Source organism: Micromonospora sp. ABR4_055, from assembly GCF_056160425.1.
In genome coordinates this window covers 18,582-28,888 of record NZ_JBSWXD010000077.1, presented here as the reverse complement: position 1 = coordinate 28,888, position 10,307 = coordinate 18,582, and the positions used below count along the sequence as shown (strand labels likewise).

Below are 10,307 nucleotides of genomic sequence, written 5' to 3'. Positions count from 1 at the left end.
GTTGTGTGGAAACTCCATCCTATGGGAGGGCGGGCCGTCTCATTCATCGGGGGGTCCACTGTGGGTTACTGGACCCTGCTGAATAAGCCTCGCAGGTGTCTCACCATTAAATTCAGCTCTTCCGGCACGGGCACTGTTTGGACCACCGCGCCACTGCCCAGAAGTCAAGCTTTCTGAGCGATGTCGTACCTACATGATACAACTCGCCCATGACTCACCCTGAAGGCCTTCCATCCAGCGTTGCCAGCATCGCCGAGTACCTCGCCATGATGGCCAAGGGCTACGACAACCACTTGAAGTGGAACGAACAGGCCATGTTCAAGGCAGACCTCATGAACGCCCGTGACCGGTGGCGTGGGGTGGCACCTGAAGCCTTCGCGGCGAAGCTACGCCAAGAAGGCGTACGCGAGGAGGACATCCTCGAACTTGTCGACTGGCTCAAGAAGGCTCAGTCTGGTCGGCACCTTGTCCCGGAGCGCGCATACCGAGATCACATCTTCAGCCCACCGCCTGAAGCCCGAACCGGTAGGCCAGGGCGACACAGTCGGGATTGGTGACGCTCAAGGATGTTGGCCTCGGCTGGTCTGTGGCTCAATGCGGTGCGGGATCGATAGGTCAACCATCGGCACGTAGCAGGCGCGAAGGCGAACCATGGCCCGTCCTGCAGTTGACCCGTGTCGAAGTGACTGCGGTCGCGCGATTTCGCTGAGCCGGTTCAGGATGGCGATTGACCCACTACCCCACGTACTCATGCCGAGCGTCGCTCAGCAGTGGCTCGCGCCACGAACCGTCTGGGTGTCAAGCTGTGGAGATGGAGCTTGCCGCATGGCCTCCTTGACGATCGGACCGGCGGCTGCCGGTCCCTTTCCACCCTTCTCCCACACGGTTGCGGGCTGGGAGGTTGCACGCCGTGCCGCGATCGTCGTCGACGCACCAAAACCGCAACATCGAAGGGGCCGACGGCTGCGACCCGGCCGTAGCGTGGTGGCGTGCGAGATGGCGGCGTACCAGTCCTGCGCGCCCCCGTACGGCCAGCGCGGGTTGAGAGCGGTTGGATGCCCCGCGCGAGGCGGAACGCGCCTCAGGTCACGCCAGTTCGCGGGTCATGAACGCGCTGTTGGGATCATCGACGTAGGCGCCGAAGGGCGGGCAGGGGACGAAGCCCGCCTTTGCGTACAACGTCCTCGCCGGGACGAAGAAGTCCATGCTTCCGGTCTCCAGCGAGATGCGGCGGACGCCGCGTCGTCGCGCGTCCCCGATGAGGTGGTCGAGGACGCGCGCGGCGATGCCCTGGCCGCGTCGTCGCGGATCCGTCCGCATGCTTTTGATCTCCTCGTGCGCCGGCTCCACCTCGGCCAGGGCACCCGTGCCCACCAGCTCGCCACTCATCCGGGCGACCCACAGACGGACGCCCGGTGCCCGCAGCCCGGAAAGATCCAGCGCGTGTCGGCTCTCGGCAGGCGCCGTTGGCGCGAGTTCGTCGAGATGTGCCTGCAGGAAGACGCCGAGCTCCGGGTCAGCGAAGTCGGCGCGCTCGATAGTCAACCGCATGACGGAGATCTTGCCCGGCCGGTGCTGGTCACCCCACACCGAACCGGGCCAGTGGCTCGACCAGCTCGCGTTCCTCGTAGGACAGGTGGGACAGCAGGGTATCGGTGAGCAGGTCGACGGCGGTCTTGACGTCGCCGATCCGGTCCGGCTCGCTGACCAGGGCAACCAGCGCCCGGTCGACCCGTTCCAGCACGTCGTGGATGACGTGATGCTCCTCCGACAGCCGGTCGACCACCGGGGCGAGTCCCGGGTCGGCGCGGCGCAGCTGCGGCAGCATGCCGATGTCCTCGATGGTGTGGTGGGTGGTCACCACCCGGCAGTACGACTCGCAGTAGGCGCCGAGGGTCCAGTTGTTCTGCCGCATGGTCATCGTGTTGATGTGCGCCCGGGCACCGCCGGCGGTCATGGTGCCGGCTGCGACCTGGTCGATCAGGTCGCGCACGGTCCGCAGCTCCTCGCGCAGATGATCGTGTACGTCGATCAGGTGCTGCCCGGCGGTCCGCTGGGCGGGACTGTAGGTCAGCGTGGGGTCGGGTGGCGGGGCGGTCGGCCGGGTCGACTCGTCTCAGACGCGTTCAGCGCTGAGCCGTACCCCGTCGTCGGGGGTGGGGGTGATGCCGGCGGCGGCGGGGGCCGACGCGGCGGGAACCGAACCCGCTGCTGCGGCGCTGCGGCCGGCGGCGACCAGGTCGCGGACCGCCGGCACCACCTCGGCGGCGAACCGGCGGATCATGTCCGGGTCGTCGCTGGCCAGTAGGTAGCCGCTGAAGCCCTGCTCCAGGGTCAGTCCGGCGAGCTGCTCGGCCCAGTCGCCCGGTTTGCCGGTGAGGAATCCGTCGCCGCTGCCGAACGTACCGCTGATGTTGTAGAGCCGGCGGACCGCGGCCGGGTCCCGCCCCGCCTGCCGTGCCGCCGCGTCGATGGCCGCGTTCATCGCCGGTAGCTGCTCCGGCGGCGCGTACGGGCTGCTGGGCAGCCAACCGTCGGCGAGTCGACCGGTGACCCCGAGCATCCGCTTCTTGTACGCGCCCAGCCAGATGCCGATGGGGTGGGCGGGCGCCGGACCTGGATGCACACCCCATACCCGGTGATGCCGGCCGTCGACCTTGACGGTGCCGCCGCCGGCGTCCCAGACCGAGCGGATGATCTCGATGCCCTCCGCCAGCGCTTCGACGCTTTCGGCCGGGGTGAGCCGGCCGCCGCCCATCGCCGCGATCGCGTCCCAGAAGGCACCGGCCCCGAGGCCCAGCTCGACCCGGCCGCCGCTGAGCAGGTCGAGGCTGGCCGCGCTGCGGGCCAGCATCGCCGGCTGGCGCAGCGGCAGGTTGGCGACGTTCGGCGCGACCCGGACCCGGGTGGTGCGGGCGGCGATCACTGACAGCAGGGTCCAGGTGTCCAGGAACCGGGCCTGGTACGGGTGGTCCTGCACGGTCACCAGGTCGAGCCCGGCCTCCTCGGTCAACTGGGCCAGCGCCAGGGCCCGGTCGGCCTGCTCGGCGACCGGCGTGATGAAGGTGCCGAACAGCAGGTCGTGTCCGTAGTCAGCCATGTCGTTCGCTCCCCGCGACAGCAGTCATGCGTACGGGTCACAAGATAGTCTGCCGAACAGACGATCGGCACTGTGACCCTTCTGACGTGAGGATGGTCGGTCAGCGCAGACGAGCCTGCGATAAGCTCGGCCTATGCCTCGTCCCGGTCAACGCACGGATCCGGGTCCGGCCCGCGCCGCTGGCGGCGGCGACCTCGGCTGGGCGCTGGGCGTGGTCTTCCGGGCGTACGTCAAGAGCAGCAGCGCCGTGCTGCACGACCTGCCCGGCGGGCCGCGCGGCCATCAGGTGCTGGCGGCGGCGGTCGAGGCCACGCCGGAGAGTCAGATCTCGCTGGCCCGTCGGCTGGGCATCGACAAGACCGTGATGACCTACCTGATCGACGATCTGGAGCGCGCCGGGCTGCTCGAACGGCGGGCCAACCCGGACGACCGCCGGCACAAGACCATCGTCGCGACCGACCACGGGCACCAGGTCTGGTCGGCGACCCGGGAGCGGCTGGAGCAGGCCGAGGAGCATCTGCTCGGGTCGCTGCGGCCGACCGATCGCGAGGCACTGCGGTCGCTGCTGTTCCAGCTGGCCGACCAGGCACAGGCCGTCGATCCGGTCGTCGACACCTGCCAGATCGTGTCCGACATCGCCGCCGACAGCCAGCCGCACGAGCCAGCCGACAGCCAGCCGCACGAGCCAGCGGACGGCCAGCCGCACTGAGGTACAGCTCCAGCTCGGCCCACACCCGTCCGTCAGACCTGCGGCATGGCGGACGGAGGAGCCGATCGATGCGCCAGTCAGACACCAACCTGCTGCCGTTCTACCTGGTCGTCGACGTCTCGGTGTCGATGGCGGCGGACGGCAAGCTGGAAGCGGCGAACGAGATCGTGCCGGCGCTCGTCGACGCGCTGGCGCGGCACCCGGTCGTCGCGGCCCGGGTACGGTTCGGGCTGATCGATTTCTCCGACCACGCGGAGGTCCGGCTCCCGCTCGGTGACCTGCTTGCTCCCGGGCTGGTTTCGCCGGCCCTCACCGTACGCGGCGGCACCTGCTACGAGTCGGCGTTCACGGCCACGCGGGACGAGATCGAGTCGGACATGGCACGGTTCGCGGCCAGCGGAGAGACCACACACCGGCCCACCGTCTGGTTCATCAGCGATGGCCGGCCAACCGACTTGCGGTCCGCCTGGCAGGCGGCGTTCGCCGAGCTGACCTCGTCCAGCGCCCGCCCGAGCGTCGTCGCCTGCGGCGTGGACGAGGCGGATCCCCGGATCATCAGGTCGCTGGCCCATCCGGCGACCGGATCGGGACGGATGGCGTCGTACCTGATGGTGCCCGGCGCCGATCCGGCCCGGACGATCACCGGGATCGCACAGGTGCTCATCGCCAGCGTCGTCCGGTCCGGCTACCACCCGACCAGCGACGCCGGACCGGTCCTGCCCGACGGGCCGGATCTGCCGCCCGGGGTGCAGCGGCTCGACCCGACCGGCCCCGGGTGACGGTGGCCCCGACTGCGGGCGACGGCAGCCCGGCCCGACTCGGACCAGCTACGGTGATCTTGTTACGGTGATCTTGATTGTCGTCAGGCCGTCCGCTGAACGGCCAAGGTCGACTGTCCGTCAGGTTCATATATGATCAAAACTATTGACAATGTCCGAGGAGCACATCAATTCCGGAGCACGGGGCCAACGATCGCAGCGGAGGTCTCGATGATCGACGATCGATCCGGCGGACCGGTGCCCGATGACGGGCTACCAGCCGAAACCCGACAACGGATGATCGAATTACTCGCCGCCGAGTTCGGCGCGGCGTGGCAGGCCGCTGTGACCGGCGGTGCGGGCCCTGAAGAGTTGGCCGAGTACGTCGACGACCGCCGGCGTACCGTGGAATCGATTCCGGAGCCGGACGACCGCGACGATTGTCGTTAACCTGGACAACGCAGCGCAACGGCACACCATCGCTTCCGGCCGACCGGACCGGCATTTTCCGGTGACCACTGAGTCAGCATCGGCCACCGGATACGATGTGACACACGGCGACGGCTGACAGTCCCCATTACTCGCGCCACCATGGACACATGGCGACGGCGTACGCATCTGCGCAGTTCCCGGCAGCGGGTGGATCTTTCATCGGCCGCGCCGCGGAACGCGCCCGGCTGACCGGGCTGTTGACCGAGGCGGCGGGCAGTGCCGCCGCGACGGTCTTCGTCGGCGGTGAGGCGGGCGTCGGCAAGAGCCGGCTGCTCGAGGAGTTCGCCGCCGAGGCCCGCTCGGCAGGCCGCACCGTCCTGCGCGGCGTCTGCATCAACCTGGGCACCGGCGCGGTGCCGTACGCCCCGTTGATCGACGCCCTGCGGCGGATCGTCCGGGCACTCGGTGAGCAGCGGGTACGCGAGCTTGGCGGACCCTCGTACGCCGAACTGAGCCGGCTGGTGTCGGACTTCACCGGAGTCGCGCCCCTCGGTGAGTCGACCGCACAGCTACGGGTGTTCGGCGCGGTCCTGCGGATGCTCGACCACTTCGGCGCGCACACGCCGACCGTACTGATCATCGAGGACCTGCACTGGGCCGAGCCATCCACGTTGGACCTGGTTTCCTATTCGGCTCGGGCGCAGACCGACGAGCGGGTCCTGCTGGTGCACAGCTACCGGTCGAACGACCTGGACCGGCGGCACCCACTGCGGACGCTGCTCGCCGAGCCGGACTTCATCCGCCGGATCCACCGGCTGGAGCTGGCCCGGTTCACCCGCGCCGAGCTGGAACGGTTCCTGACCGCGTCGGCCGGCGGCCCGGTCGACCGGTCGCTGCTGGACCGGTACTACGAACTGTCCGACGGAAACAGGCCGGGATCTCGCAGCTACGGGTGTTGCGTGACCTCTGCCTGGCCGAACTCGCCCGGGCCCGAGGCACCGCCGACCCCGACGCCTGGGTAATGGTGGTCCGGGGCTGGTCGATGCTCGGCCGGTCCTACCCGGCGGGCTACGCCTACTGGCGGGAAGCCGAGACCGCGCTCACCGCCGGCGACCTGACCCGCGCCGGATCGGCCGCCAGGTCGGCCTGGCAGTCCACCAATCCGCTGCCGGCCGGGCCGCTGCGTAGCGAGATCGAGGCGATGGCCCGCCGGGCCCGCATCCCCCTCGACCCGGAGCCGCCGGAGCCAGCCGACGACACCGCCGGGCCGGCAGCACGGCCGTTCGGTCTCACCGCCCGCGAGTTGGAGGTGCTGTGTCTGCTATGCCTGGGCAGGACCAATCGGGAGATCGCCACCGAACTGTTCATCACCGAACGCACGGCGGGTGTCCACGTGTCCAACCTGCTCAGAAAGATGGCGGCCAGCAACCGTAATGCCGCCGCGTCGATGACCCATCGGCTCCGGATCTGCATCGATCGCGATTCCGGATAGACCTCCGTACGGCGTCGTCGCGCCGAACGTACCGGTGGATCGTCCTAACAGGTCGGAGCCGGTCGCCACCGGGCGAGCCGAATGTGACCGTACGCAAAAGATCGTAGGCACCGAGTGATGACGCCACCGGTGATCGAGCCGTAAAGTCCACACCGGATCTGCTGAGCAACCTTTCAGGGGGTAGCGGTGACGCTTAGATCTGCGACGGTCGACAATTCGACCCCGCGGCTACGCACTATTACGGCAGCGGGCTCCAATCTCTTCTGAGCCAGCGGAACCGCGGATAACTTTCGACTCGTACGCAGATAGCCGACCACCTCCCCCACACCTTTCTGATGATCTGGTGGCTTACTGGAAAGGACAGATACCGATGGCCAGTGCGAGCGTGGCTGTCCGGGCCGCCGGCGCGTCGTTCGGGCGTACCGCTGCGGAAGATCACGTCCGGGACCTCGCCCGGCGGGGCATACTGGCGGACCGCGCGAGGACGGCGTCCGACGCGGAGCGTGGGCTGCTCCGCGCGGGTGGGTACGCCCTGGTCTGGCCGGTGGTGTTCCAGCGGCTGACCCGCCGGATCGAACTCGCCCGGGGACACCCCGCCTGCGCGTCGTCGGTCCACCGGCTGGAAGCCGACTGCCTGGACAAGTTCCACGACGACGTCGAGGCGGTCCTCGACGACCTGCTGACCAGCGCCAAGGTCCCAGTGGTCAACCTGGAGGGGTGGATCGCCCGGCGGATCGGGCCGGCCACCGTCGACGCGCATCGCCGCCGACGCGGCGACCGTGGCGCGTTGCAGCGGCCCCGGCTGCCCGGATGGCTCAAGCACCACCTCGACCAGGACCCGTGGCTGCTGGCCCTCGCCGTCGAGGTACTGGTCTGGGTGGGGATCCCGGCCACGGCCGGGGTACGGGTGTGGCCGCTGGGCGCGTGGGCGGACCGCCGAGCCGCCGTCACCGGCCACTGTGGTGGCGGGGAACGGGAGGTGACGGCCGACCTCGACCGGGTGCTCGCCGCGATGCGCAGACGTCCGAAGTGGTACGCGGACTTCGTCGAACGGCCGCTCGGCCGCAAGCACGCCCCGGTGCCGCCGGCCGCGCGGGCCGGGACCGGTCCGGCCCGCGAGAGCGACCACCTGCAGCCGAGGACGCCGGACGAGGCGGACGAGGCCCGGTTGACCGAGCTGGCGTCGGTCGCGGTGACGGCGATCGAGGCGCAGCTGCGCCGAGGCGCCGACCCCCGGTGCGCGGTGGTCGCCGTACTCCGCTCGGTGTTCGACACCGGCACGGGTGCCGACGAGATGGACCGGCCGCCCGGTGGTGGACCGGCCGCAGACGAGCGGGTCGCCGCCCTGCTGGCCGATTCGGCGGCGATCGACCGGATCGCCAGCGCCGTCGTCGAGCTGATCGCCGACCGGTGACGGCCGGTGCGCCGAAACGCCCGGCCGGTCCTCGCGGACCTGCCGGGCGTTCAACCAGCAGGATGATCGCCTGCTCAGTGGCGGTGGCGGCGGGATTTGAACCCGCGGAGGGCGTGAACCCTCACACGCTTTCGAGGCGTGCTCCTTAGGCCACTCGGACACACCACCGCCGAGTAGGCTACCTGAAGCGCCTGCCGACCGTCACGGCGGTACCGCCCGAGCGTAGGCGGCACCGGCCGCACTGGCAGGATCATGGCCATGAGCACGCACATCGGAGCCAAGCCCGGCGACATCGCCGAGCGGGTCCTCATGCCCGGAGACCCGCTGCGCGCCAAGTGGATCGCCGAGAACTTCCTCGAGGACGCCACCTGCTACTCGAACGTGCGCGGCATGTTCGGCTTCACCGGCCGGTACGCCGGGACGCGGGTGTCGGTGCAGGGGTCGGGAATGGGCATGCCGTCGGCGTCGATCTACGCCCACGAGCTGATCAACGAGTACGGGGTCCGGACGCTGATCCGGGTCGGCTCCTGCGGTGCGCTGGCAGAGGACCTGCAACTGCGGGACGTGATCGCGGCCAATGGTTCGTCCACCGACTCGAACATGAACCGGGTGCGCTTCGCCGGGCTGGTCGACTACGCCCCGGTGGCGGATTTCGGTCTGCTGCGTACGGCGGTCGACGCCGCCCACCGGCACGGTGTCGATCTGCGGGTCGGCCCGGTCCTGGCCGCCGACGCGTTCTACACCGACCGGCCGGACCTGTACGACACGCTCGCCGACTACGGGGTGCTGGCGGTCGAGATGGAGTCGGCGGCGCTGTACACCATCGCCGCCCGGTTCCGGGCCCGCGCGTTGACCATCCTCACCGTGAGCGACCACATCCGCACCGGCGAGAAGATGAGCGCGGACGACCGGGAGCAGACCTTCAGCGAGATGGTACGCATCGCACTGGACACCGCGATCGCCTGACGCCACCGGGATCGGCCGACGATACCGGCGGGCCGCCCGGCTCAGCGGAAGAACGCCCGCAGCGCGGCGGCGCACTCGTCGGCCAGCACCCCGGCGTACACGGTCGGCCGGTGGTTGAGGCGGCGGTCGCGCACGACGTCCCACAGCGATCCGACGGCACCGGTCTTCGGCTCCCACGCGCCGAAGACCACGGTCGAGATCCGGGCCAGCACCAACGCCCCGGCGCACATGGTGCACGGCTCCAGGGTGACCACCAGGGTGCACCCGTCGAGCCGCCACCGGCCGAGCCGGGCGGCGGCCCGGCGCAGGGCGAGGACCTCGGCGTGCGCCGTCGGGTCGCCGGTCAGTTCACGTTCGTTGTGGGCGACCGCGAGTTCACGGCCGGCCGCGTCGTAGACGACCGCACCGACCGGCACGTCAGCCATACCGACCGGCACGTCAGCCGCACCGACGGGTACCCCTGCCGTGCCGGGCGGCACACCAACGGGGCCGGCACCGGCGGTCGGCCCGCCCGCCACCGACAACGCCCGCCGCATCCAGCTCTCGTGCAGCGGGTCGCGGTGCCGTCGGGCCGTCGGCACGCCGTCGCCCCGCCCGGTCACGCCGTCGCCCCGCCCGGTCTCATGCCTCGCGCAACTCCTCGATCTCGTCGCCGCAGCCGACCGTCTGGCAGATCTCTGCGGTCACGTCGGCCGGCAGCATGCCGTCGCGGGCGCACAGCGCCAGCAGGCGTCGGGCCGACAGACCTAGGTCGGCGAGCAGGTCGGCGTCCCCGACCGGCTCCGCGTCCGGGTCGGCGGCCGGCTCATCGTCGTCGTCCTCCTCGTCGGCCAACGCGTCGACGTCGTCGGAGTCGTCCAACGGGTCGCCGACCAGGTACCCACCGGCACGGGAACCGGCCGGCGCGGCAGCGGCGGCGGACATCGAGCCGCCGCCAGCGCCGACCACGACCGGTTCGAGGTCGACCTCGACGGCCGGGTTACGGATGTCGCCGATCAGCAGTGCGCCCAGCCGCGACTCCTCGGCGAACGCGGCGTCCGAACTGAAGATTCGCAGATCCTCGCCCTCGTCGAGGCGCAGTATCACCAGGTAACTGTCGTCCGATTCGACGAACAGCAGTGACACCTCGGCGTCGGGGTCGACCTCACGGAGCCGGTCGACCACTTCGTCGATGTCGGCGACCCCACCGAGGTCGAGCTCGGCGCCGGACCAACCGGCCGGGCCGCGTACGGCAGCGGCAGCAAAATAGGGCACGGTCCCCCCAATGGTCCCTGCGGTCACCGGGCGGTGCGGCATCCGCGCCGCCGTCGGTGACCGCCGATTCTGTCGTCAGATTGACGGTATCGGCTCAGGTGGGTCGTTGACCCCACAACGCCCCGAACAGTCACTGACCGGCAGGGACGGGTGCGCGACAGCGCGTCGACGTCCGGTCAGCT

At 70.1% G+C, this 10,307-nt stretch carries 13 protein-coding genes and 1 tRNA gene; 8 read left to right on the top strand and 6 right to left on the bottom strand.

Annotated features, from left to right (window positions below; all coding sequences use genetic code 11):
- The first annotated feature begins 209 nt into the window (after positions 1–209).
- On the top strand, positions 210–557 hold the full coding sequence (locus ACXAHD_RS18505; RefSeq protein WP_289211965.1) for a hypothetical protein: 348 nt from the start codon (positions 210–212) through the stop codon (positions 555–557).
- Positions 558–1,086: 529 nt separating this feature from the next.
- Here ACXAHD_RS18505 and ACXAHD_RS18500 read toward each other — a convergent pair.
- From ACXAHD_RS18500 to ACXAHD_RS18490, 3 genes are all read right to left on the bottom strand, one after another.
- A complete protein-coding gene (locus tag ACXAHD_RS18500) occupies positions 1,087–1,551 on the bottom strand; it encodes a GNAT family N-acetyltransferase (protein WP_289211964.1) in 465 nt (154 codons plus the stop codon).
- Between the two features lie 28 nt (positions 1,552–1,579).
- Positions 1,580–2,032, bottom strand: a complete 453-nt coding sequence (locus ACXAHD_RS18495) for a hemerythrin domain-containing protein (RefSeq protein ID WP_289213678.1) — start codon at positions 2,030–2,032, stop codon at positions 1,580–1,582.
- 84 nt (positions 2,033–2,116) lie between these two features.
- Entirely contained in the window at positions 2,117–3,100 is a 984-nt protein-coding gene (locus tag ACXAHD_RS18490) for an LLM class flavin-dependent oxidoreductase (RefSeq protein ID WP_289211963.1), read from the bottom strand.
- Between the two features lie 133 nt (positions 3,101–3,233).
- Here ACXAHD_RS18490 and ACXAHD_RS18485 point away from each other — a divergent pair, with 133 nt between their 5' ends.
- From ACXAHD_RS18485 to ACXAHD_RS18460, 6 genes are all read left to right on the top strand, one after another.
- Complete coding sequence (locus ACXAHD_RS18485) at positions 3,234–3,809, top strand: MarR family winged helix-turn-helix transcriptional regulator (protein WP_289211962.1); 576 nt, start codon at positions 3,234–3,236, stop codon at positions 3,807–3,809.
- A gap of 68 nt (positions 3,810–3,877) precedes the next feature.
- Positions 3,878–4,588 carry a vWA domain-containing protein gene (locus ACXAHD_RS18480; protein ID WP_289211961.1) on the top strand — a complete coding sequence of 237 codons (711 nt, stop codon included), beginning with the start codon at positions 3,878–3,880 and terminating at the stop codon, positions 4,586–4,588.
- A gap of 210 nt (positions 4,589–4,798) precedes the next feature.
- Complete coding sequence (locus ACXAHD_RS18475) at positions 4,799–5,017, top strand: hypothetical protein (protein ID WP_289211960.1); 219 nt, start codon at positions 4,799–4,801, stop codon at positions 5,015–5,017.
- A gap of 149 nt (positions 5,018–5,166) precedes the next feature.
- Entirely contained in the window at positions 5,167–6,021 is an 855-nt protein-coding gene (locus tag ACXAHD_RS18470; protein ID WP_289211959.1) for an ATP-binding protein, read from the top strand.
- Positions 5,955–6,491 (top strand): helix-turn-helix transcriptional regulator, encoded by a 537-nt coding sequence (locus tag ACXAHD_RS18465; protein WP_475051967.1) that lies wholly within the window; start codon positions 5,955–5,957, stop codon positions 6,489–6,491. The genes ACXAHD_RS18470 and ACXAHD_RS18465 overlap by 67 nt, the downstream gene beginning before the upstream one ends.
- A gap of 370 nt (positions 6,492–6,861) precedes the next feature.
- Positions 6,862–7,905 (top strand): hypothetical protein, encoded by a 1,044-nt coding sequence (locus tag ACXAHD_RS18460; protein WP_289211957.1) that lies wholly within the window; start codon positions 6,862–6,864, stop codon positions 7,903–7,905.
- Between the two features lie 78 nt (positions 7,906–7,983).
- On the opposite strand, the gene ACXAHD_RS18455 is transcribed toward ACXAHD_RS18460, so the two are convergent.
- Positions 7,984–8,073, bottom strand: a tRNA-Ser gene (locus ACXAHD_RS18455).
- 90 nt (positions 8,074–8,163) lie between these two features.
- On the opposite strand from ACXAHD_RS18455, the gene deoD reads away from it, so the two are divergent.
- Positions 8,164–8,871: a purine-nucleoside phosphorylase gene (gene deoD, locus ACXAHD_RS18450; protein ID WP_281552729.1), complete on the top strand. Its 708-nt coding sequence runs from the start codon at positions 8,164–8,166 to the stop codon at positions 8,869–8,871.
- Positions 8,872–8,912: 41 nt separating this feature from the next.
- On the opposite strand, the gene ACXAHD_RS18445 is transcribed toward deoD, so the two are convergent.
- Both ACXAHD_RS18445 and ACXAHD_RS18440 read right to left on the bottom strand, forming a co-directional pair.
- Positions 8,913–9,407, bottom strand: a complete 495-nt coding sequence (locus ACXAHD_RS18445) for a nucleoside deaminase (protein ID WP_475051976.1) — start codon at positions 9,405–9,407, stop codon at positions 8,913–8,915.
- Between the two features lie 85 nt (positions 9,408–9,492).
- On the bottom strand, positions 9,493–10,125 hold the full coding sequence (locus ACXAHD_RS18440) for a tRNA adenosine deaminase-associated protein (RefSeq protein ID WP_289211955.1): 633 nt from the start codon (positions 10,123–10,125) through the stop codon (positions 9,493–9,495).
- Positions 10,126–10,307: the final 182 nt, after the last annotated feature.

What these genes read in the sequence shown, in the direction of transcription:
- ACXAHD_RS18505 (WP_289211965.1), top strand. Translation starts at nt 210, where the DNA reads ATGACTCACCCTGAAGGCCTTCCATCCAGCGTTGCCAGCATCGCCGAG.
- ACXAHD_RS18500 (WP_289211964.1), bottom strand. Translation starts at nt 1,551, where the DNA reads ATGCGGTTGACTATCGAGCGCGCCGACTTCGCTGACCCGGAGCTCGGC.
- ACXAHD_RS18490 (WP_289211963.1), bottom strand. Translation starts at nt 3,100, where the DNA reads ATGGCTGACTACGGACACGACCTGCTGTTCGGCACCTTCATCACGCCG.
- ACXAHD_RS18485 (WP_289211962.1), top strand. Translation starts at nt 3,234, where the DNA reads ATGCCTCGTCCCGGTCAACGCACGGATCCGGGTCCGGCCCGCGCCGCT.
- ACXAHD_RS18480 (WP_289211961.1), top strand. Translation starts at nt 3,878, where the DNA reads ATGCGCCAGTCAGACACCAACCTGCTGCCGTTCTACCTGGTCGTCGAC.
- ACXAHD_RS18475 (WP_289211960.1), top strand. Translation starts at nt 4,799, where the DNA reads ATGATCGACGATCGATCCGGCGGACCGGTGCCCGATGACGGGCTACCA.
- ACXAHD_RS18470 (WP_289211959.1), top strand. Translation starts at nt 5,167, where the DNA reads ATGGCGACGGCGTACGCATCTGCGCAGTTCCCGGCAGCGGGTGGATCT.
- ACXAHD_RS18460 (WP_289211957.1), top strand. Translation starts at nt 6,862, where the DNA reads ATGGCCAGTGCGAGCGTGGCTGTCCGGGCCGCCGGCGCGTCGTTCGGG.
- deoD (WP_281552729.1), top strand. Translation starts at nt 8,164, where the DNA reads ATGAGCACGCACATCGGAGCCAAGCCCGGCGACATCGCCGAGCGGGTC.
- ACXAHD_RS18445 (WP_475051976.1), bottom strand. Translation starts at nt 9,407, where the DNA reads ATGCGGCGGGCGTTGTCGGTGGCGGGCGGGCCGACCGCCGGTGCCGGC.